The sequence below is a fragment of the Bradyrhizobium sp. Leo170 genome (genome assembly GCF_004296405.1).
Lineage (GTDB): Bacteria > Pseudomonadota > Alphaproteobacteria > Rhizobiales > Xanthobacteraceae > Bradyrhizobium.
The window spans coordinates 1-21312 of the sequence record NZ_PSRR01000088.1; the positions used below are offsets into that span (position 1 = coordinate 1).

18 protein-coding genes and 2 pseudogenes are annotated in these 21312 nt (G+C 61.1%); 14 read left to right on the top strand and 6 right to left on the bottom strand.

What is annotated here, in order from left to right; translation table 11 throughout:
- The 3 genes from CWO89_RS16985 to CWO89_RS16995 all read left to right on the top strand — a co-directional run.
- On the top strand, positions 1-408 hold a 408-nt coding region (locus CWO89_RS16985; RefSeq protein WP_207234502.1), incomplete at its 5' end, for an Ldh family oxidoreductase.
- A gap of 8 nt (positions 409-416) precedes the next feature.
- Complete coding sequence (locus CWO89_RS16990) at positions 417-1073, top strand: pyridoxamine 5'-phosphate oxidase family protein (RefSeq protein ID WP_130579929.1); 657 nt, start codon at positions 417-419, stop codon at positions 1071-1073.
- 546 nt (positions 1074-1619) lie between these two features.
- Entirely contained in the window at positions 1620-2744 is a 1125-nt protein-coding gene (locus CWO89_RS16995; RefSeq protein ID WP_130579930.1) for an alpha/beta hydrolase family protein, read from the top strand.
- An 85-nt stretch (positions 2745-2829) separates the two neighbouring features.
- Here the strand turns inward: CWO89_RS16995 and CWO89_RS17000 are convergent, their stop codons facing one another.
- Complete coding sequence (locus CWO89_RS17000; protein ID WP_130579931.1) at positions 2830-3312, bottom strand: MarR family winged helix-turn-helix transcriptional regulator; 483 nt, start codon at positions 3310-3312, stop codon at positions 2830-2832.
- A 367-nt stretch (positions 3313-3679) separates the two neighbouring features.
- On the opposite strand from CWO89_RS17000, the gene CWO89_RS17005 reads away from it, so the two are divergent.
- Positions 3680-5257, top strand: a complete 1578-nt coding sequence (locus CWO89_RS17005; RefSeq protein WP_130579932.1) for a porin — start codon at positions 3680-3682, stop codon at positions 5255-5257.
- A 587-nt stretch (positions 5258-5844) separates the two neighbouring features.
- Here the strand turns inward: CWO89_RS17005 and CWO89_RS17010 are convergent.
- Positions 5845-6288, bottom strand: a complete 444-nt coding sequence (locus tag CWO89_RS17010; protein ID WP_130579933.1) for a hypothetical protein — start codon at positions 6286-6288, stop codon at positions 5845-5847.
- 368 nt (positions 6289-6656) lie between these two features.
- Here CWO89_RS17010 and CWO89_RS17015 point away from each other — a divergent pair.
- The 7 genes and pseudogenes from CWO89_RS17015 (at position 6657) to CWO89_RS17045 (ending at position 13958) form a co-directional block, all read left to right on the top strand.
- Positions 6657-7543, top strand: a pseudogene (locus tag CWO89_RS17015) (IclR family transcriptional regulator).
- Positions 7544-7597: 54 nt separating this feature from the next.
- Entirely contained in the window at positions 7598-8794 is a 1197-nt protein-coding gene (locus tag CWO89_RS17020; RefSeq protein WP_130579934.1) for a CaiB/BaiF CoA transferase family protein, read from the top strand.
- A 79-nt stretch (positions 8795-8873) separates the two neighbouring features.
- Positions 8874-9851, top strand: coding sequence for a Bug family tripartite tricarboxylate transporter substrate binding protein (locus CWO89_RS17025; RefSeq protein WP_130579935.1), 978 nt, complete (start codon positions 8874-8876; stop codon positions 9849-9851).
- A 474-nt stretch (positions 9852-10325) separates the two neighbouring features.
- On the top strand, positions 10326-10793 hold the full coding sequence (locus tag CWO89_RS17030; RefSeq protein WP_130579936.1) for a copper chaperone PCu(A)C: 468 nt from the start codon (positions 10326-10328) through the stop codon (positions 10791-10793).
- Positions 10794-10980: 187 nt separating this feature from the next.
- Positions 10981-12693 carry a PQQ-dependent dehydrogenase, methanol/ethanol family gene (locus CWO89_RS17035; RefSeq protein ID WP_463700652.1) on the top strand — a complete coding sequence of 571 codons (1713 nt, stop codon included), beginning with the start codon at positions 10981-10983 and terminating at the stop codon, positions 12691-12693.
- 60 nt (positions 12694-12753) lie between these two features.
- Positions 12754-13314, top strand: coding sequence for a c-type cytochrome (locus CWO89_RS17040; protein ID WP_463700636.1), 561 nt, complete (start codon positions 12754-12756; stop codon positions 13312-13314).
- Positions 13311-13958, top strand: a complete 648-nt coding sequence (locus tag CWO89_RS17045; protein ID WP_245476340.1) for a hypothetical protein — start codon at positions 13311-13313, stop codon at positions 13956-13958. Before CWO89_RS17040 ends, CWO89_RS17045 begins: the two co-directional genes overlap by 4 nt.
- On the opposite strand, the gene CWO89_RS17050 is transcribed toward CWO89_RS17045, so the two are convergent.
- A complete protein-coding gene (locus tag CWO89_RS17050; protein ID WP_165421199.1) occupies positions 13955-14815 on the bottom strand; it encodes a helix-turn-helix domain-containing protein in 861 nt (286 codons plus the stop codon). The two genes, CWO89_RS17045 and CWO89_RS17050, sit on opposite strands and share 4 nt — an antisense overlap.
- A 285-nt stretch (positions 14816-15100) precedes the next feature.
- Between CWO89_RS17050 and CWO89_RS17055 the strand changes: the two genes are divergently transcribed.
- Both CWO89_RS17055 and CWO89_RS17060 read left to right on the top strand, forming a co-directional pair.
- A complete protein-coding gene (locus CWO89_RS17055) occupies positions 15101-15874 on the top strand; it encodes an SDR family oxidoreductase (protein ID WP_130579939.1) in 774 nt (257 codons plus the stop codon).
- A 130-nt stretch (positions 15875-16004) separates the two neighbouring features.
- Positions 16005-16613: a hypothetical protein gene (locus CWO89_RS17060; RefSeq protein ID WP_130579940.1), complete on the top strand. Its 609-nt coding sequence runs from the start codon at positions 16005-16007 to the stop codon at positions 16611-16613.
- Between the two features lie 63 nt (positions 16614-16676).
- Here the strand turns inward: CWO89_RS17060 and CWO89_RS17065 are convergent, their stop codons facing one another.
- The 3 genes and pseudogenes from CWO89_RS17065 to CWO89_RS45905 all read right to left on the bottom strand — a co-directional run bounded on the left by CWO89_RS17065 (position 16677) and on the right by CWO89_RS45905 (position 19560).
- A complete protein-coding gene (locus tag CWO89_RS17065) occupies positions 16677-17615 on the bottom strand; it encodes a calcium-binding protein (protein WP_130579941.1) in 939 nt (312 codons plus the stop codon).
- Positions 17616-17761: 146 nt separating this feature from the next.
- Positions 17762-17896: pseudogene (locus CWO89_RS17070) on the bottom strand (winged helix-turn-helix domain-containing protein); the annotation flags it as partial.
- Positions 17897-19269: 1373 nt separating this feature from the next.
- Entirely contained in the window at positions 19270-19560 is a 291-nt protein-coding gene (locus tag CWO89_RS45905) for a hypothetical protein (protein ID WP_165421200.1), read from the bottom strand.
- Here CWO89_RS45905 and CWO89_RS17080 point away from each other — a divergent pair.
- Positions 19559-20965 carry a calcium-binding protein gene (locus tag CWO89_RS17080; protein ID WP_165421201.1) on the top strand — a complete coding sequence of 469 codons (1407 nt, stop codon included), beginning with the start codon at positions 19559-19561 and terminating at the stop codon, positions 20963-20965. The two genes, CWO89_RS45905 and CWO89_RS17080, sit on opposite strands and share 2 nt — an antisense overlap.
- The last annotated feature ends 347 nt before the right edge of the window (positions 20966-21312 follow it).

Consider the following 21312-nt stretch of genomic DNA (forward strand, 5'->3'; position numbering starts at 1 on the left):
TCCAACATCGCGATGATGGTGGAATTGCTGGCGGGCCCGCTGCTCGGAGATGTCCTCAGCTTCGAAGCCGGCGAGCGCGACAAGGCAAATACGGGCGCTCCGTGCGGCGGAGAACTCGTGATCGCGATCGATCCGGTCCGCTGCATGGCGAACGGGGATCGCGCCAAACAGCTCGAACATGCCGAACTGCTGTTCGGCAGGATGCTGGCACAGGACGGCGTCCGGCTGCCTTCGGATCGCCGCTACGAGGCCCGCAAGCGCACCGAAGTCGAAGGGGTGCTGGTGCCGAAATCGCTCCGCGACTCGATCGAGCTTTACATCGCAGGCAAGCAAGCAGCCGAGCGGAATGCCTATGAGGGCGATCACCTGACGCATCGCAAGGATGCCGGTCGGGCCGTCGCGAGGTGAGGGCAGCCATGACAGGCTCGACATTATCGCCGACCGAGCGTACCCGCGTCCGGCTTCATCCGGAGCGCGCCGTCTATGATCGCGAGGTGATGTATCGCATCCTCGACGAGGCGCTGGTTTGTCACGTCGGTGTCGTGGTCGATGGCGCGCCGCGCGTGCTTCCGACCGCGATCGTCAGGATCGGCGACTTCGCCTACATCCATGGCAGTCCCGCCAATCAGTCGCTCGCGGCGCTGGCCGCCGGCGCTCCCGCCTGCATCACGGTCACCCTGATCGATTCGATCGTTGCGGGACGATCGGGATTTGGAATGAGCATGGACTACCGCTCCGTCATGATTTTCGCGGCGGCTGAGAAGATCGTCGATCCCGGCGAGAAGGAGCGCCTTGTCGCAGCGTTCATCGAGGATATCTGCCCAGGCCACCAGGTGCGCGCGCCGAAACCGAAGGAAATCGCCGCCACGCTCTTCGTGCGGTTTCCGCTAACCGAAGCCTCGGTCAAGATCAGGAATCAGGGCGTGGTGGATCCCGAAGAGGATTATCGGCTCGACACCTGGTCGGGCGTGATTCCGCTCCAACTTACAGCCGGCGAGCCGCGCAATTGTTCGGCCTTGAAACCCGGTATCGCCGTACCCGACTACGCGAAGAACTATCGCCGCGGCCGGTGAAGCTGTGATCTGAGCTGTATATCGTTTCGTGCGCCGATGACGATCGGCGCACTGATGTTGGTCGGGTCGCTGCGAGTGAAAGTGATGTGCACATCAAGGCCGCGCGCGGCTGCGCGGTCTGATTTGTCTGCTGATCGACTCTCAAAGTTGCTACGGCGACAGACGCCGCGATAGCCGAACTTGGCGTCATACTCGCGGGGCCATTCTCGCCGGATCGCTGGCGCTGGCTGTCTCTCTGCCCGCTATGATGCAGATCGCAACTTCTCTTAGTGATGAACGGGTGAGCACAATCGACTCGCGATCGTCGCAAAATGCCGCAACCCCGCCATTTGCTTTGACAGCAATGTGATTTGCGCCGAAAGAAGGGCCTCATTCTCGATGGGCGAAGTTGGGGAAGAACCGCGCGCATGAACCTTTTGTGATGCGCTTGTTGGGCTGTTGATGTTGGCTGAGACTTTTTGGGGGACGCGCTAATTGTTGCCGGTAGTCGATTATGGAGATCGCAGTCCTCGCGATCATCTCTCCCGCGTGGGGGCGGTTCCGGCCATGGACTCTGATCTGAGCCCGCAAGGGGGGATCTGGTGGCCTGAACGTGAGGATCTCTCGCTCGAGTTCATGCGCTTGCTGGCTTCCGTCCAGGAAGGCGGCGCGACTTTTTCGGAATGCTGGCTCACCGCCAGCCGCATCGATTTCGCTGGCGACGATGGCGACGATTCTTGGCACCGGGAATGGATTGGCGCCGCGGAAGTCAATCGCGAGCGGGCTTCATCCGCGGCCGCACAGGGCCATCTGGCGACGGCGAGGAGCAATTGGCTGCGCGCCATCAACTATTATCTTACCGCCGCATATCCGTTTGATCTTTCGCCGGACAAGCGGCGGTCAGCGACCGCATCGATGCGCGAATGCGCCGCGAAATATCTCAACTGCCGCGAGCCGGTCGGCGAGGTCGTCTCGATACCCTGGCTGAACGAGTTCACCTTGCAGGGATATTATTTGCCGGCGCGCCGCGGCGGCGATCGTGCGCCGGTGGTCATCTGTATCGGAGAGCCCGGACACCACAAGGAAGAATTCCTGTTCAAGCTTGCGCACCACGCCTCCGAGCGCGGGATGGCGCTGCTTGCGGTGGACGTCCTGGGCGACGGCACCGGCCAGTCGTTCGAGGAGGTATCGCTGCGCCACAAGCCGCAGCGGGCCATTGCACCGATCATGGATTACCTTGTCGGCCGCGACGATGTCGATGAGCGGCGGATCGCGATCCTCGCCGATGGCTGGAGTTCGTCCTTTGTCGCGCTCGGTATCGCCTTCGACCATCGCTTTGCTGCGGCCGTTTGCGACGGCGGCATCTGGGATCTGCATATAGGGTCATTCCTGAATCCGCAGGACAGGCCATTCGGCATCGAATCGTGTCCTGAATTGGAAGCCGACCGCATCCTGAGGAGCATCAGGTGTCCGTTGCTGATTGCCGCGAGCGGGCGCGGCGGACTCAGGGCGGACAGGGTTGCAGAACTGACGGATCAGTTGCGGGCGGGGCGGCGCGACCGGGACATCACGCTCGAGATTTTTGAGAGCGCGGAGACTGCCGCAGGCCAGGGGCTCTTCGACAATCCAACTCTCGCCAACGAGTGCATTTTGGATTGGATAGCATCCCGCATCGCGGCGCAGCCTTTATAATAGGGCATAGTCCGAATAATAGGGCATAGTCCGAAGCCGCGCTGTCGCTACCCTCTTTGCGTTTGGGCCGGAAGACTTCGTGTCTCTAGAAGTCCGCCGCCACTTTCAGGCGGGCTTTCTCCAGGCGCTTCTTGAGGGCAGCGAGCTTGTTGGTCAGATCATCCAGCTCGCGCGGGCTGAATTCCGCGAAAATGAACTCGTTCAGGCTTTCCTGCTGCGAGGTCAGGCCCGCGAGCTGCTTGTAGGTCTTGTCCGTCAGCGACATCTTCACGATGCGGGCGTCTTCCTTCGCCGGCTTGCGACGGACTAAACCTTTCTTCTCCAGAAGCTTCGATTGGGTCGTGACGAACGACGGGTCGACATGCAGCATTTTTGATACAGCGTTTACGGGGACGCCGTCGCCCTGATCGAGGTCGGCAAGCGCCACGATCATCATCCATTGCGGTCCGCTGATTCCGAGCTTCTTGGCCCAGAAGTAGCGAATCTCCTCGAGATGAACGCTGATCGCCGCGATCTCCCAGGCGAATCGCCGAATGACATTCTCGCTCTTGGTGGCGGACTCATCCATGGGCACTGTACTCACCCCCTTCAGATTCCATAGCGGATGTCCGGCGGAAACGACAGCGGTAATCCGTTATACGTGTCAATTCGCACGAGAAATTAGCAACAGGTGGTCTTCGGCGGTGCGCGTCTCAGTTGCCGAAAAGACACATCGAGGTGGCAATCAATATATGAGTGAGTAAACTAATTTGATTATCTAAATAGCACATGCATAACTTTCATTCCGACGGAGGGGGCACCCGACCGTCTCGTCTCAGGTGGTTCTCATCAGTCCACCGGCTTGAGAGATGCGTTGATCCTCAACGTTTTTTTCGAGGGCAGTCTAATCCGCTTTGCACGGGGGTTCGTGCATAGCACTTACTTGGAGGTTAACAATGAAGGTGGCTAAGAGCCTTATTCTCGGCTCAGCGGCGGCTCTGCTCTCGATGGGCGGGGCTCAGGCGGCCGATCTTCCCGTCAAGGCCAAAGCGGTCGAGTACGTGAAGGTCTGTTCGCTCTATGGTGCCGGTTTCTGGTACATCCCGGGCACCGATACCTGCATGAAGATCGGTGGTTATCTGCGTGTCGACACCACGTTCAACGGCGGCATCTACGGTTCGCAGGCTTGGAGCGGTGATGCGGGTCAGCATAACCGTTATCAAGACTACTTCTCCGCCCGCTCCCGTATGGCGCTGACGATCGATACCCGTACCGCGACGGAATATGGCGTCGTCCGCACCTTCGCTCAGGGCGACTTCCAGTTCGATACGCTCGGCAACAACACCTACAGCCCGAACTCGATCAACGGTTCGCTTCCGGTCGCAAGTGCCAACCTGCTGCACACGCCGGGCGGCGGCTATGTCGCGGTCGAGTACGTGTTCATCCAGTTCGCGGGCTTTACCTTCGGTAAGTCGTCGTCCGCGTTTGCGACGCCTTGGAACGGTTATCCGGGCAACAACTCGTCCAACCTGCTCGGCGGTCATGACACCGTCACCGGTGTGAACAACATCCAGTACACCGCGCAGTTCGGCAACGGCGTATCGGGCACCATCGGCCTCGATGATCCGACCGTGTTCAACCGCACCACGGTTGCCAACCTGACGCTGCCTCTCACCGCGACCGGTGGCGTCGCCAACGCGTATGCGGGCGTCCATGCTCCAGACATCGTCGGTAACATCCGCATCGATCAGGCTTGGGGTCTGTTCCAGATTTCGGCTGCTGCGCATGAAGTCAGTGGCTCCTACAACGTGCTGAACGCCGCTGGGGCTCCCGCAGGTGGCGTCGGTCTGCCGGGTGCGGCCCCGACCGCCGCTTCGGAACTGTCCGGTCACCCCGACACCAAGTGGGGTGGTGCAGTGATGGCTGCGTTGCAGATCAAGAACATCCCGACCGGTCCCGGCGACGACATCAAGTTGGATGCGACCTATGCCGTCGGCGACACCAAGCAGGTGATCTCGACGTCAGGGGCCTCGCCGAGCTTTGCGATGTTCGGCAGCAGCAGGCTCGGTGCCTATCAGAGCGTCGGCTTCGGTGCGACCACTGATGGTGTGTATCTCCCGGTCGCGGCCGGTGGCGATGGTTCGATCCACCTGACCAAGGCTTGGGGTATCCGTGGTGCGTTCAACCACAACTGGGATCCCTACTGGTCGACCAGCTTGTTCGGCAGCTACTCCAGCGTGAGCTACGACAACACGGCAAAGGCGTTCATCTGCGCCAACTACACCGGTACCAAGGCTGTCACTGCGGATTACAGCTGTAACCCGAACTTCAACGTGTCTCAGCTCGGCGTGGTCACCCGTTGGACCCCGGTCAAGAACCTGACGTTCTCGGCCGAAGTCATCTGGCTCCACCTCGACCAGAAGTTCACTGGTGGTGCCGTTCTCGCTGTGCCGGCCCCAAAGCCGACCACGCTTTACGAGTACAAGGACCAGGATACGGTCAGCTTGCAGGTCCGCGCTCAGCGCAACTTCTGATCCGCTCGATCTGATGCATCTCTAGAGAATCCCCGGCAGGCAACTGCCGGGGATTTTTCGTTGCGTGAAGAGTGAGTGGCGAATGGCGAGTAGGGATTAGGGAGTAGGAAATGCGAGCGGGCATCGCGCACTCCATCACACTTCTCTATTCGCCATTCCCTACTCGCTATTCGCCACTCGCCATTCGCTGCTTCCCATTCGCCACCTCTGCGGCTTCAGTGAACGGTCAAAAAAATATGATTTACTCAGGTAATTTTCTAAGGTAGTAAGGGCTTAAGTCGGCGCAGCATGGCCGGCCCGTTAGGTCTCGCTGAGACAGAACCTCTTAATGCTAAACCTCCGAAACCTCCGGCAATGCCCTGCCGGAGGTTTTTCATTACGGTGATCGCGCAGGGCTTCGCGCTCCGGCTCCAACTGATTCGGCCTGATTCGGGTATCGGCGCTCCTAGAGCGTTTTCGAGCGAAGTGGACACCGGTTCGCGTGAAGAAAACGCGTCAAAGCAAGAATCGAGAGCTTCGGTTCTGATTCAATCAGAACCGAAAATGCTCTAGACCGAAGCCTCGACGATCGTGGCGCGATCATCCGATCAATCCCGCCTTTGCATCATCGCAACGCCGGCCTCGCTGCCACAGCGCTCGGGCGGCTTCTCGCCCTTGGCGGCGCAGAAGCGGGAGAAGGAGCGGCCGTTGAGATGCAGCGTGCCCGCATAGCTACTCCCGACCACCAGCCCGTCGAAGACGAAGGGGTGGCCCTCCTGCCGCAGAATCATGCGCGCCCCATCGCGCCTCCAATGTCCGGAAAGCGTGGCCTGGATCGGCCTGCCGCTTGCAGCATCGCGCCCGTCCTCGCGGTAGCTCCCGTCCGGACTCATGCGCCACGTGTAGACGTAGCGCGGGAAAGCGTCGGGAATGATCGCCGTCCAGACGATGTCATCGGCTTCCGCAGCGGCATCGCGCGAAAGCCCAGGGTCGACCTGCAGGCACCAGAGCAGCGCGCACCAGGCTGCGAGTAGGAAAAACCGGCCGACCATTCATTTGCCCTGTGTTGATTCCCGGGTTGGCTGGAGCGCGACGCTCTCTCCGTCGTCGTTGTTTTGTCGCTGGCGCGCCTTGCACCGGCGTCGTCCTGTCGAATGACGGGGAAGGCTTCTGACTCAAATGTCAAACAGCTTTCCGCTGTCATCGTCCGGCTTGACCGGGCGATCCAGCATTCAAGAAGCGTCGACGCGCAAGCCGAGAATCACATCACGCCCGGCGCCGCAAGCTGAATTCTCCTGTCGGCACCCCGTGTAAGACAGTAGAATTAATGTCTTATCTGGCCAACGTCCGAATAGTGGACGTAATTCATGAATATGGAGAATATATGGACAAAAATCCTGATCTGGTCTAGCAGAGCCACATGGCCCTTTCCGCGACCCGCAAACCGACCTTCATTCCATCTCCCTCCGCGGAGGCGGTGCTAGCTGAAAGCGCGGGCGATGCCGCTTTCGCCACGACGCTGGCCAAGGGGCTGGTGGTGCTCGAGGCCTTCGATGCCCAGGCGACCATGCTCGGCAACATGGAGCTTTCGGCGCGCACGGGAATCCCGCGGCCGACGGTTGCGAGACTGACGCATACGCTCGCCGAGCTCGGCTATCTCCGTTACGACCAGGATCTCGCGAAATACTGTCTCGGCGCGCGGGCGTTGCGCATGGCCCATCCGCTGCTTGCGGGCATGCAGTTTCGCCAGGTGGCGCGGCCGTTGATGCAGGAACTGGCGGAGAGCGTGCGCGGCACCGTCTCGATCGGCCTGCTCGACGGAACGGCGATGGTCTATGTCGAGTCCGCGAGATCGGCGATGTCGGACCGCATGTCCCAGACATCGGCATGCCCATTCCCGTCGTCAGCACGGCGATGGGACGCGCTGCGGCCGCGACACTGCCTGCCGCTGATTCCGCATTGCTGGAGCGGCAGATCAAAACCGATAACGCCGAAGCGTGGTCCACGCATCGCGACAAGTACCGCGCCGGAATTCAGCAGTGCGCGGATCGCGGCTTCTGCACCTGCTACGGCGAATACATGCCGTCGATCCACGCGGTCGCCGCGCCGCTGTTTCACGCGCGGCGCTTGAAGCAGTCGTTTGCCATCAATTGTGGAATCCCTGCGTTCCGCCTGCAGCCCGGACAGCTCGAATCCGAGATCGGCCCGCGCATCCGGGCTCTTGCCGTCAGCATCCGCTCGCTCGTCAACGAGGCCGAGCCGATCATCGAGCCGCGCGAACGGCCCAAGACGAAGGTCACGAAATGATGCGGGAAACGACGGTCGCTGGCGCGATGCGCGTCGCAAGTAGCGGAGCATGAGATGGCCGGACCGCTCGCGGGATTGAAGGTTCTCGACATCGCCACCATCATCGCCGCGCCGCTGGCCGCTACCCTGCTGGCCGACTATGGCGCCGAGGTCCTCAAGATCGAGATGCCGGGGCAGGGCGATGGGCTCAGGTCGTTCCCGCCGTTGAAGGACGGCAAGCCCCTGTGGTGGAAGGCGGCAAACCGCAACAAGAAATTCGCGACGCTGGATCTTCGCGCCCCCGAAGGCCTTGCGCTGTTCAAGCAGATGCTGCCGCGCTTCGACGTGCTGATCGAGAATTTTCGTCCGGGCACGCTCGATCGCTGGGGTCTCTCGAACGAAGTCCTGTGGTCGATCCAGCCTCGCCTCGTTATTCTGCGTGCGACGGATTTCGGACAGGACGGGCCCTATAGCGATAGACCCGGCTTCGCCCGCATTTTCGAGGCGATGAGCGGGCTGACCTACATCACGGGCGAGGCCGACGGCGAGCCTACGCATCCCGGCTACCCGATCGGGGACTCCATCGGCGGCCTGTTCGGCGCCGTCGGCGTGCTCGCGGCGCTGTGGAAGCGGGCGCGGGATCCCGATGCTCCCGGCGAAGAGATCGATCTCGCATTGACCGAGGCGGTGTTCCGGTTGCTCGATGTCCTTCCCATCGAGTTCGACCAGCTTGGTTTCGTGCGCAGCCGGATCGGCAATGCCAACGGCTATTCCGCGCCGGCGGCGGTGTTTCGCACCAAGGACGATCGCTGGGTCACGCTCGCAGGTTCGACCAATGCGCTCTATGCGGCGAACTGCCGGGCGATCGGACGGCCCGACCTGATCGAGGACCCGCGCTTCTCCGGCAACGAGCGGCGCGTGAAGCATGCGGGCGAGCTCAACGAGATCTTCGCGGCGTGGTGCGCCGAGCACACGCTCGAGGAGGTGCTCGCAAAATTCACGGCCGCGCAGGGCACGATCGCGCCGATCTATTCGATCGATCAGATCGCGGCAGACCCGCAAGCCAAGGCGCGCGAGATGATCGCCCGCGTTCCTGATCGCGACTTCGGCTCGGTGGCGATGGCGAATGTCGTCCCGCGCTTTGCCGCCGATCCCGCGCAATTGCGTCATTCCGCCGGCGACGTCGGGCAGGACAATCGCGAGGTCTATCGGGACTGGCTCGGCCTTTCGGAGCAGCAGATCGAACGGCTCACCCAGAAGAAAGTGATCTGAGGTCGGCCATGCACCCGTGCGGTTCCGCAGAGACAACAAGAACACGCTGCGGACGTGCAACAACGAAAGGGAGGCATTCATGAAAGTCACACGCCGAACTCTGCTGGGCGGCGTCGCGGCCTGCTTCGCTGCAGGCTGCGGTTCCCGGGCGTTCGCACAGGGCGCCTGGCCTTCGCGTCTTGTGCGGTTTGTATCGCCGTATGGGGCAGGCGGCGCCAACGACATCTCGCTGCGCATCCTGACCGAGCAGCTCGAGCGTCAGCTCGGCCAGCAATGCATCGTCGAGAACAGGCCGGGCGCGGGCACGCGCCTCGCCAACGAAGCGGTCGCGCGCGCCACGCCGGATGGCTACACCTTCCTTTACGCCGCGGCGCCCTATGCGACGGCCGAGGCGTTGTTCGGAAAACTGGGCTATGACCGCAAGGACCTGCAGCCGGTGGCGATGGCGGTCATCGCGCCGCTGTTCCTGATTATCAGTGCGGAGGCGCCCTTCAAGAACCTGCAGGAGCTGATCGCCTACGGCAAGCAGCAGCCCAACGGGCTTACCTTCGCCTCTCCAGGCGCCGGCTCCCAACCCCATCTGGCGGCCGAGCTGTTGTTCAGGGATGCGGGCGTCAAGGGCCTCAACGTTCCCTTCCGCGGCGATGCGATGTCTTACACTGAATTGCTGGCAGGCCGCGTCGATGCCACGCTGACCGCGATCAGCACGGCGTTGCCTTATATCCAAAGCGGCAAGTTCCGCGTGCTGGGTGTGGCGTCAGTCGATCGCAGCCCGATCTATCCGGACGCGCCCACCTTGCGTGAGCAAGGTCTGCCCAATGTGATCGCTACCGGCTGGTACGGCTTCATGGCGCCGGCTGCTACGCCGCGCTCCGTCGTCGATCGGCTGCAGGACAAGATCGTCCGCATCCTTGCCGATCCCGACGTGAAGCAAAAGCTGTTCGCCCAGGGGCTGGAAGTCCGCGGCAGCACGGCCGCGGAGTTCGGCGCGTTCATCGACGCGGAGACGAGCAAGTGGGGCCAGTTGATCCGCGACGCCGGTCTCAAAGGAGAATGAGGATCACAACGCTGTCGCCGGCCACGGCTGTTGCGGTGCAACGAAGTCTTCGAGTGATTTGAGCAAAGCTTGATTGACACGTACCGGGGTCGCTTAGAGGCCATCATGGCCCACTTGGAATCCAATGTACCAGCGCGCTTGCACTGCGCTGGTTGAGCACTCACGAAGACTTGGCTCTAACACTTGGCTCTCGCGCGGGCGTGACCACGCCTTGTCTCTGTGCGCATCGTTGGAATGAAATGCGTGAAGCGCATCATTCATTGGAATCCTTTTCCAGACATCGGTCCTCTCGTCGCCATATTTTGGGATGATTTGTTTTTGCAACGAGCGTAACGTCGCTCGCTAAGAAAAAAGAATTATCTTGGGAGGAATGCGCCGATGAGTCGGACGAAGCATTTCGTTTGGGCATCCATCACCTGTCGCTCGCTGCCGACAGGGCACTCGCAGGATCACGCTTCCGCCAGGACGTAACCGATGATCGCCATAGCGACATCGCTGTCCCGCAGATCGAGAATCCTTGCGATTGGATTGGTTGCGGTCGGAACCTGGCTGACGCTCGGGGCCGCCGCGGCGGATGTTCCGCTGCAGGTGACCAACGCCCGTGTGCCTGCATCCAACGAGATCGGCATCAATCTCCCGCTACTGATGACGATCAGGAACGATGCGACCGAGCCCGACGCGATATTGCGCGTCCGCTGTCCGTTCGCGAACTTCTCCGAAAAGCACACCGTCGATCGCGGCGAGGGCGCGCCGGCCATGCGCGAGATCAAGTCGATTCCGATTCCGGAAAACAAGACCACCGAGCTCAAGCGCGACGGATATCACGTGATGCTGCTGCAGACGCGGCAGAAGCTTGTCGACGGCGAGAAGTTCACATGCGCCGTCGTCTTCCAGAAAGCCGGAACCAAGGAAACGGAGGTGGAGGTTTCACGAACGCCGTGATCGCGACAACGGGCAAGGTGAGCCCGCTGAACGAGGCTTCTCGACTGAGCGGTTCGGATGTGCCGGACGCTCGATCCAACATGAACTTGCCAAAGGAGGGCATTTGCTCATGGAGCGATTTTCAGGTCACGCAAGAAGAATCACCAGGCGAGCGGGTCTGCTTGCCGCAGCAGTCGCCGCCGGAGGCATGATGGCGGCATTGCCAGCCTTCGCCGCCGATGAGGTCAACCAGGAACGGCTGCTCAACGTCGACAAGGAACCGGGCAACTGGCTTCATCATCACCAGAACTACTCCGCGCACCGGTTCTCCTCCCTCAAGGAGATCAACCGCGATACCGTGAAGAACCTGAAGGTCGCCTGGACCATGCATCTCGGCGGCATCGAGCCCGGCGGCATCTGGAGCCATGGCGGCCTGGAAGGCACGCCGATCGCCGAAAACGGCTTCCTCTATGTCACCGATGGATGGGGCTCGGTCTACAAGATCGACGCGCATGGCGGCCGCGGCCAGTTGGTCTGGAAGATGGATCCCAAGACCGACCGTGACTGGGCCGGCGCCGTCGCCTGCTGCGGCGTCGACAACCGCGGCGTTGCCTTGTGGGGCAATCTCGTCGTTTCCCACACGCTGGACGGCCGGCTGATCGCGACCAACAAGGAGACCGGTCAGGTCGCCTGGCAACGCACCGTCGCCGATCCTGATAAGGGCGAGGTCATCACCGGCGCGCCGCTGATCGTCAAGAACATGGCGATCACAGGCGTGGCCGGCGCGGAATACGGCATCCGCGGCTGGATCGCCGCGACCGATCTCAACACCCAAAAGGAAATCTGGCGCACGCATACGATTCCGGGCAAGGGCGAGCCAGGCAGCGACACCTGGAAGGACAGCAACAACGCGGCTGCCGCCGGCGGCGGTTCGACCTGGGTGACCGGCAGCTACGATCCGTCGACCGACACCATCATCTGGGGCGTCGGCAATCCGGGACCGGACTGGGACAACGAGTATCGGCCGGGCGACAATCTCTACACCGACAGCTCGCTGGCTCTCGATGCCAACACCGGCAAGATCAAGTGGCACTATCAGCACACGCCGAACGACCCTTACGACTATGACAGCGTGGCGGAGAACGTGCTGGTCGATATTCCCGGACCCACCGGACCGCGCAAGCTCGCGCTCGAAGCCGACCGCAACGGCTTCGCCTATGCGATCGACCGCACCACCGGCAAGTTCATTTGGGGCCTTCCGTTCGTCAAGAAGGTCACATGGACCAAGGGGCTCGATGCGGAGACCGGCAAGCCGATCGAGTATGACCCGAACAAGGCCGTGCAGACGTACGTCGCCTCGGTGACACCAAGCCGCACCAACATGGAAACCGACATCTGCCCCGGCAACATGGGCGGCAAGAACTGGCCGCCGACCGCCTACAATCCGGACCTGAAGCTCTGGTACATCCCTGTGATCGAGAGCTGCAACCGGATCAAGGTCGAGGTCGCTACTCCCGACAAGCTGAAGCCGCGTGAGTTCTGGACCGGCGGTGGTCCGAGCCAGCCGTTCAAGATCACGGGCAGCGTCACCGCGATCGACGTCACCACCGGGAAGATCGCCGGCAAGATGGAAACGCCGTTCCCCAATCTGGGCGGCATTCTTGCAACGCCTGATCTCGTCTTCAGCGGCCAGCCGTCCGGCGAAGTGATGGCGCTTGATGCCAAGTCGCTGCAGAAGCTCTGGGAGTTCAACACCGGAGGCGGCGTCAACGCACCGCCGATGACCTTCACGGTCGATGGCAAGCAATATCTCGCCATCCTCGTCGGTCTCGGCGGCGCCTGGGACAAGTGGTTCATCGATTCAACGCCCGAGCTGAAGAAGATCCAGCCGGGATCGATGCTCTACGTGTTCGCGCTCTGAGTTTCCAACCATGGAGGGCCCGCAATGTCGGGCCCTCCTGCTTCGTCAACAAGAGACGTCATGATGATCTTCAACGCATCCTCGGCGGCGGCACGTGTGCTGCTCATGAGTGTCGTCGCCTTGATTCTTTCGATGCCAGCCGCAGCTTTCGGTCAGTCGGCGCAAGCGACGGCTTCGGATCCGACCAATGCCGGCAAGGCGGTGTTCAGCAAGGCCAATTGCATGGGTTGCCACAAATGGCACGGCAATGGCGGCGGCGGCTACGGTGGCGATGCGCTGTCGCTGCGCAAGACCGTGCTGACGCGTGAGCAAATCATTGAAACGGTCAGTTGCGGGCGGCCCAGCACAGGCATGCCGTTCTTCGTGCGTGGCGCCTATGACGAGGTGACGTGCTACGGCATGAACCGCGAGGAGGCGGGCAGCCATATGCCGCCTGAGGCCGGAACGTTCCTGCGGCAGAAGGATATCGAGGCGGTCGCCGACTATGTGCTTGCGCATATCAAGGGCGCCGGCGAGCCGACTTATGCGGAGTGCGTTACCTTCTTCTCGAGCACGTCGCGGGTTTGCGACATCTACAAGAAGCAGGATGATGCGACGGCCAGCACGGGGAAGAGCCAGTGACGATCAGGTTGAAACTTTGTGCAATCCTCAGCGTTCTGCTCGCCTGGCAGGCGGTCGCGCTCGCCAATTCTCCGGCCCGGACGGAAGAATTCGGCGGCAACGACCTGCGCGACATCCGCCTCGGCATGGCCGTGAACGAACTGGCGGAGTCAGGCTATGTCGATTTCTACTGTGCGACGGATCCGCGGCATATTTTGACCGGCTGGAAGGATTGGCGTGACTGTCCTGCCGGCGCCAGTGGAACGCGGGCGATCCGGTTTGGATATGATCCCATGACCAGCCGGGACGGCACGATGGTGGCGGGCCATCCGGCGCTTCTGACCCTATCGATCGACGATAGCGGGCATGTCTCCGGCTTGCTGATCGAGACCGATCCGAAGGCGCGTCTCTACATCCGCAAGAAGGCGTTCCTGCTCGGGCTGCAGGCCAAGTCCCGCTACGGCGCGGACGGCTGGGCCTGCACCGAAGGCCAGCCGGATCAGGGAGACCAGCCGGTCGGCGGCGTCTATCTCAAGGAGCGCTGCACCAAGACCATCAGCGGCCGCTCACTCGTCGTGGAACGCAATCTGTTCCGCCGGGCCGATCAGGATACCAAGAGCTTCGTCGACGAAACACGGATCAGCATCCTGCGGTCGAAGGACTAGCGGCGGTCGTCGCGGCGAAGGATGTTCGGCGTGACTCCCCGCGTCCGCTTCATGGTTGCGGTCATATGGCTGTTGCTGGAAAAGCCGGCGGCTTTGGCCACCGCGGCGAAAGGCATGTTGGTTGTCTTGGTAAGCCGTTCGACAAGGGCGAGCCTCTGCGCGACGACATATTGGTGTGGCGCCTGGCCGGACGTTTGCCGGAAGGCGCGCAGGAAATGGCTGGGTGAAAGTCCGGCCAGTTCGGCAAGGCGACCGACGGACAGGCTCTCCGAAAGATTGGCATGGATGTAGTCGGTCACGGCGCGCCATGCCCTGGGTGAAAGACCGCCGCTGAGCAGAGGGCGCGGCCAAGCGCTGAAGGACGAATAGCTGCGCAACAGGTGAGTGCCAAACAGCGTGATCAATGCGTCAAAGCAGAGGTCGTTCGCTGCTTCGCCGCGCTGGAATTCGGCGCGGATCAGATTGGCGAGCAACAGCGCCTGCTGGTCGACGAAGCCTGGCCTGGGCGGCTGGAACTCGAAATCCTCGTTCTGAAACTCCGCTCCGGCGAGCTGAGCCAGACGGTGTTGGTCGTGCGCGACGAGCAGGTTCTCCTTCGCGACGCGCCAGCGCGCGAACAGATCAGCCTCGGCCGGTACGACCTCGATCGTCCCGACCGGCGCGAGCGTGACCGTCTTGCGGCTGCTGTTGAGAGCGATCTCGCGATTGGGCTGCGGCGTGAACATCACCAGCGCTATATGCGCCGGCGCCCTGAAGGCGATTTCGTTCGGGCCCGTCCGCGTTCGCGTGACCGCGCCGCTTTCCGTGCCGAATTTGGGACCCCAGGCGTCCGGAACGCAAGCTAGCAACGCTGGCAAGTCCTTCCTCCACAACATCAGTTCAGCGGATGCCGGCCACGTCATCCTCGGCGCAACACTCGCTCGATCAATCATTGGCACGCTATCAGAAAGCGATCATGTTGTCGAAATACCACCCAGTTTCACCGCGTGTGTCGCGCCCGGTTGATGAAACGGCATCAATCATCGGGCAAGGGATAGACTCGATACGAGAGGTGCCTTCACGATCGCGGCTTCCCTTCGCAAGGGCGGCACGTGACGGGAGTTCAAGCCGTTGGCGCCCCAGCAGCACGAAGGAGAAAGAAGATGATCGATCACAGCATCCAGGGGAAGACCGTCATCATCGCCGGCGGCGCGAAAAATCTCGGCGGCCTGCTCGCCCGGAACCTTGCCGCGCATGGCGCGAAAGCCGTCGCCATTCACTACAACAGCGCCGCGACGAAGCCGGCCGCCGACGAGACCGTGAAGGCCATCAATGCTGCCGGCGCCAAGGGCGTGGCCTTTCAAGGCGACCTCACCAGCGCCGCCGCCGTCGAGAAGCTGTTCGCCGAAACCGTTGCCGCCATCGGCAAGCCGGATATCGCCGTCAATACCGTCGGCAAGGTGCTCAAGAAGCCGATGGCCGAGATCACCGAAGCTGAATTCGACGAGATGAGCGCGGTAAATTCGAAGTCGGCTTTCTTTTTCCTCAAGGAAGCGGGCAAGACGCTCAACGACAATGGCAAGATCTGCACCCTGGTCACGTCCCTGCTGGGGGCGTTCACGCCGTTCTATGCAGCCTATGCTGGCATGAAAGCGCCGGTCGAACACTTTACGCGCGCCGCGGCCAAGGAGTTCGGCGCGCGGGGCATTTCGGTGACGGCGATCGGCCCCGGTCCGATGGACACGCCGTTCTTCTACCCGGCCGAAGGCGCCGATGCGGTCGCCTATCACAAGACCGCGGCAGCCCTGTCGAAGTTGACCAGGACGGGTCTCACCGATATCCAGGACATCGTGCCCTGGATTCGCTTCATGGTGTCCGACGGCTGGTGGATGACGGGTCAGACCATTCTCGTCAACGGCGGCTACACCACGAAGTGACGCGTCCGCCAGCCAGATCCCTGGTTGGCGTCGCAGTTCGAGCTGATCGGAACGTGCCAGGGTTCCTGGCACGGAGTCACATGCCGTCAGAGCCTGAGGCTCATTGTGACGTCAACCGGGGGGCACTCGGATGGATGGCTACAATGACCTGCATCAGAGCCACGAGATCTTCGTCCACATCCGCATCATCGTCGGAATGATCCTGGGCATAAGCCTTGCCCGCCTCGTCAGCGGCGTGACGCGGTTCATTCAGCACCCCGGAAAGGAGAGGATCAACCTCCTCCATATTGGATGGGCCATCTTCCTGTTCCTCGCCATCATCCACTTCTGGTGGTTCGAATTCGCGCTGTCCAAGATCGAGCGATGGACGTTCGAGAGCTATTTTCTCATCATCTGCTACGCCGTGGTGTTCGTCATGCTGTCCGCAATGGTGTTTCCGGACAACATCGGGGAACATGAGGGGCTGAAGGAGTATTTTTGGAATCGCAGGGCCGTATTCTACGTTCTCCTTTTGATTCTGTTTTCAGTTGATGTTTTCGACACGCTCCTGAAAGGAGCGAACTACTACAAGCAATTCTATGGCTGGTATTATCCGGTGAGGCAGAGCCTCCTGATCGGCGGGACAATAGGGGCGCTGCTTACGGCTTCCGAACGATACCACGTTTCGTTCGTCGCCTTTGCGTTGGCAATCCAGATCATCTGGGTCGCGAGTTTGTTCGACGTGCTAGGTCCGGACTGAACGGGTCGAAGGCGCGCTACGAAGCACGCCGCCAGCCCCGGTCGGGACATCTCGCGATTGAAATCAGGCGGATGCCGAATATGGCGTCCGCGCGATCCGGCTCTCCGGCGTGATGGTGAGTGCAGTGCCGTCCGCGAAGGCCAGGGTTGCCGGGCTGTACGGTCCGAACTGGACCATGATACTATCGTCGCTGCCCTCGAAGCTGATCGTCGCCACGGAGCCGGATACGCTCACACGGGTGTTGTCGGCACTGAGGCCATCGCCGAGTTTCAGCATCGTATTGGGACCGGCATAGATGGTGTCGTGACCGTCGCCCTTGGCGAAGTTCACGACCGAGTCGGAGCCGACCCAGATGGTGTCGTCGCCGCTTCCGCCTGAGACATTCGCATTGCCATACGCGGAAATCCGGTCATTGCCGGCGCCGCCCTCGACGAGACTGTCGCTCCAGGCCGAAATCTGGTCGTCGCCATCGCCGCCATTGATCTTGCTGTTGGACCAGCCGCTGATCACATCGTCGCCGGCGCCGCCGCGCACGGTCGTGTCGGACCAGGCCTTGATGACGTCGCTGCCATCGCCGCCATCGACAATGCTGCCGGACCAGGCGTCGATCTGGTCATTGCCGGCGCCGCCATCCACGACGCTGTCGCTCCAGACGTCGATGGTGTCGTTGCCGGTGCCGGCATCGACGAGGCTCTTCGACCAGCCGGCAAGCTGATCATTGCCGTCGGTGCCCGAAACCGTTGATAGCCCCAGCTCCTGCAATCGCAGCAGGAACGCCTGCACCACAGGCGAAGTGCCGATGCTGCTCGAGGTGTTGGCCGGTGCGCTCCCTTCGCCCGTCGCGGCGTCCGGCGCGCCAGTTGATTGGCCAGGCCCTGCTTGCGAGGAGGTGGCTGGCGGCGCGGCCGCGTCTTGGAGCACCTGGAAGATATCAGGAGGCGAAGGCGGCTCGGGAAGCATGAACGGCCTGTACCACGCGCCTTGAACCGACAGCGTCTGCATCGCCCAGCCCTTTTGGTCGCTTCCAACGCCGGGCACCGCATACGGTTAGTGACAACGATGCACGTGTCCGTCCCCAGGACAAAAAGAGTGAAATAGGTCAATAAAGCCTGAATCACTGACGCGGCAGCATGCCGCACCGCGTCTCGCTAGCATCGCTCTACGTCGCACGCGAATTGGTATCCAACTCCTCTGTGGGTCAAGATCAGCTTCGGCGAGCCGGGATCGGACTCCAGTTTGTGTCGCAAGCGATTCACCTGAACGTCAATGCTTCGATCAAAGATGCCATTGCTTGCGCGCACTGGTGCGGAGATCTACATCGGCGTAGCGGGGCCGCGCATGACGATCTTCAGAATGTCATCCGGCAGCGGCCGCTTCAGCGCTTGGCTTCATGCTGTCGTGTGCACGGCCTGATATCGCGCTTCGCGTTTATACCCGAAAAGGTAGCTTAAAAAGGCACATCCCTGGAACTACCATTCGGCGCCGAACCCTAGCGCATTTTTTCGGAGCCCCCTGAGCGGTCCCACCGCCCGGCCAGGGCCGTTCACTGAGCTTGGCACGAAAGGTAGGGCAATCGTGCTGTCCAACAAAGTGCTGACACACATCTATCGCGGCCGTGACCAGGCACGGAAGGGCCAAGGTTGCCGCGTGCTGGTCCGCGGCAACAAGAACCGGTGCCTTGTTGAATTCACGGACGGATTCCGCTTGATGACAAACCGAAACACGCTTCGAACGATCAAGCCGACCAAGTCAGCGCGGCTCCGCTGAGCGCAAAGGCGCAGTACCGCCGAAGTCGCCACCCCCATCGAACTGCTTCACGTTTCTGCAGGCGAATGCCGTAGTTTCCCGGGGAAGAACGGGCGCAGCCGCGGTGTTAGCAATGTCAAAGAACCGGGGCCCGGTACATTTTCAGCGCGGCAAGCATTTCCCGATTCGGTTCCCCGAAGCCCACCCAATTAATTGCTCGTTTCGATCCGTATTCAAAAAATTATCTCGAGGGATCATGGGACGCCGTTGGTCTGACCTCGACATCGACGATCTCAAGCGAATGGCGCGTAGCGATTACCCCGCACAAAGCATCGCACGGATGCTGCATCGATCTCCTGGTGGTGTCATCGCGAAGGCGCACGAGCTGAAGATTTCCCTTCAGTCTCATCACCGGCTGCTTCCCCGCGGATTCAAGCGGCCCCGGCCACGCGGGTTTCCGCTCACCTGAGCCGCAGCGCCATCCCTGATGTTACGAAGCGACTCGTCCTGTCGCGAAGCGCGGCGCGGAGACGAGTGGGAACCGCTCCAGTCGTAACGGTTCCACATATCCGGATATATTGTCGCACCCGGCTTTATTTACGCGGTGCGCATTAAATGTGATTAGATGTCGCGCAACTTCTGATTTAATGCTTTGTTGTTGGGCGGATTAAATCTATTCGTTCGTTTCATGCTGCAAGAAAGAGATTCGGATGCTCAACTCAGAAGAGCCCGACCCGATGGTCGAATCCCAATCCGCTTCTGATCGGCGCAATTTCCTGGCTGTATGCGGGAAAATCGCGATGATTTGCGCAACGGCAACAGCGACGTAGGAGGGTAATCGAGACGGGGCCTGTAGCCGCGAAATACGCGGCCTGAATTTGCCGGCGGGCGCAGTGCATAATGCCGTCATTTAATTGTCATTTATTTTCGTGCTTCGCGGAATTCGATTCCGTCGCTCAGCTTTCGTCGACATCATTATCCCGGTGCCAAGGAGGAAAATATGGCGAATACGATTCAAATCGAAGGCCAGGCCGCACAGCAATTGTTGGGAACTGAAGGGTTTTTCCCAGATTCCCGGGCCTTCGATTGGCTTTCCCTCATCGATCCCATCAACAGTTTGATCATTGGCACCAGACACGACGATGTCCTTGCCGCACAGGCTGACGGCGACATTGTCTTGGGCCTTGCCGGCGATGATCATGAGCAGCGCATTCAACCGGACCGCGTTGATCGGCGGTCGCGGCGATGACACTTTGACAACCAATGTTGTCGTCCCGCAGGGCGATTTGCACGGACTTGCCGTTCAATTCGGCGGGGCAGGCAACGACCACCTCGATGGGACCGTCACTCTCCAGGGTGAGAGCCCGCCTCAGAGCACCGAGAAGACCGCAGATGTGCTGCTCGATGGCGGCAGCGGAAACGACACTATCAACGCCACGGCCAATGTGGAGCTTGCTGTCTTCGGAAGCGTAACGGTCAGAACTGATGTGTTCGGCGGAAGCGGCGATGACACCATTCATGCCCTGGCAGATGGCCGTAACGTTCTCGGAAACAGTATCGCCATGAACACCGTCGATGGCGGCTCCGGCGATGACCACGTCACGGCTCATGCCGAAACAGAATTCGCTGCGCTTCACGGCAGCGCCAGTAACGTACTCTTCGGCGGTGACGGCAACGACGTGCTGGACGCGAGCGCTGTAGGACGATCCAATTCCACCGACCTGGTAACAAACGAGCTTCACGGTGGCCGGGGCGACGACGTATTGCACGCTTTCAATGTGACAGACTCAAACAGCGCCACGCCGGTCGGCATCAACCAGCTTTGGGGCGATGACGGCAACGACACCCTCGAGGCGACTCATTCCACCGATGGGGAGAACACCGTTACGGATCTCACGAATTATCTGGACGGCGGGAGAGGCAATGACACCTTGATTGCGAACTCCACCGCGCTTGGTGAAGTTGTTCGCGCACTCAATCAACTCGAGGGAGGTAGCGGAAGCGACAGCCTCACGGCACATCTCGACGCGGTAGCCGGCGGCAGGTTTGGTCCCCCCGGGGCGGATCTCTACGATGTCGCGAATGTCCTGAATGGCGGGGCCGGAGATGATCAGCTCACCGCGTTTCTTTCGGCAACGCCCAAGCCCGGCGTTACGGACAACTCTGTTGCCGAGAACCGCCTGGATGGCGGCGCTGGAAACGATGTCCTGACGGCGACCGTTGCGCCTGGTTCGCTCGGATCGAACTTCCTCAGCGGCGGTGCGGGCAATGATCAACTCACGGTTTTTGGCGGGTCAGGAAATGTCCTTGATGGCGGCGATGGCAACGACAGGCTCACGAGCGGCATCGGGAACGACAATATGCTTGGCGAACGCGGCGCGGATACGTTCGTCTTTGCCGCCTCGAGCGGGCATGACACGGCCGATTTCCAAGCAGGGCGAGACAAGATCGACCTCACGGCTTTGGCAGCGAACAACATCCACGATCTTGGCGACTTGAATATCGAGGTGACCGGCGGAAACACCATCATTCACTTTGATGCCAATAATGACCTCACCATCGCGGGCGTTCAGAACCTCAGCGCAAGTGATTTCTGGTTCGCGTAGCTGACTGGCGCGGTTCATTATCGGAAAACGGCCTGCGGGCCATCGCGATGTCTGCTTTTAGCTCGATAAGCCGACATCGCCAGCTCAATCGCGGCCGTGCGGCGGTTTCGTCGTGACGCGCCTTTCGTAACTTCCCGCTCATGGCCAGGTGGAAGCGCTCTAGCGTGGGTTGTGCCTGGTTATGGCGGGCATAGCCCCGCCAGTCGAGAACCCGAAAATTTGCCGACGGCCAACGATTGCGTAGGCCGGATGCCTGTCCACGTCGATGAAGCGGCGCGACCCTTGCAAGCGCGACCCTTGCAGATTTGTAATCGCGTGAACACCAAGGCGCCATCGGGACGACCAAA

Coding starts and splice junctions, on each gene's coding strand:
- CWO89_RS16990 (WP_130579929.1), top strand. CDS start 417: ATGACAGGCTCGACATTATCGCCGACCGAGCGTACCCGCGTCCGGCTT.
- CWO89_RS16995 (WP_130579930.1), top strand. CDS start 1,620: ATGGACTCTGATCTGAGCCCGCAAGGGGGGATCTGGTGGCCTGAACGT.
- CWO89_RS17000 (WP_130579931.1), bottom strand. CDS start 3,312: ATGGATGAGTCCGCCACCAAGAGCGAGAATGTCATTCGGCGATTCGCC.
- CWO89_RS17005 (WP_130579932.1), top strand. CDS start 3,680: ATGAAGGTGGCTAAGAGCCTTATTCTCGGCTCAGCGGCGGCTCTGCTC.
- CWO89_RS17010 (WP_130579933.1), bottom strand. CDS start 6,288: ATGGTCGGCCGGTTTTTCCTACTCGCAGCCTGGTGCGCGCTGCTCTGG.
- CWO89_RS17020 (WP_130579934.1), top strand. CDS start 7,598: ATGGCCGGACCGCTCGCGGGATTGAAGGTTCTCGACATCGCCACCATC.
- CWO89_RS17025 (WP_130579935.1), top strand. CDS start 8,874: ATGAAAGTCACACGCCGAACTCTGCTGGGCGGCGTCGCGGCCTGCTTC.
- CWO89_RS17030 (WP_130579936.1), top strand. CDS start 10,326: ATGATCGCCATAGCGACATCGCTGTCCCGCAGATCGAGAATCCTTGCG.
- CWO89_RS17035 (WP_463700652.1), top strand. CDS start 10,981: ATGATGGCGGCATTGCCAGCCTTCGCCGCCGATGAGGTCAACCAGGAA.
- CWO89_RS17040 (WP_463700636.1), top strand. CDS start 12,754: ATGATGATCTTCAACGCATCCTCGGCGGCGGCACGTGTGCTGCTCATG.
- CWO89_RS17055 (WP_130579939.1), top strand. CDS start 15,101: ATGATCGATCACAGCATCCAGGGGAAGACCGTCATCATCGCCGGCGGC.
- CWO89_RS17060 (WP_130579940.1), top strand. CDS start 16,005: ATGGATGGCTACAATGACCTGCATCAGAGCCACGAGATCTTCGTCCAC.
- CWO89_RS17065 (WP_130579941.1), bottom strand. CDS start 17,615: ATGCAGACGCTGTCGGTTCAAGGCGCGTGGTACAGGCCGTTCATGCTT.
- CWO89_RS17080 (WP_165421201.1), top strand. CDS start 19,559: ATGAGCAGCGCATTCAACCGGACCGCGTTGATCGGCGGTCGCGGCGAT.
- CWO89_RS45905 (WP_165421200.1), bottom strand. CDS start 19,560: ATGATCATCGCCGGCAAGGCCCAAGACAATGTCGCCGTCAGCCTGTGC.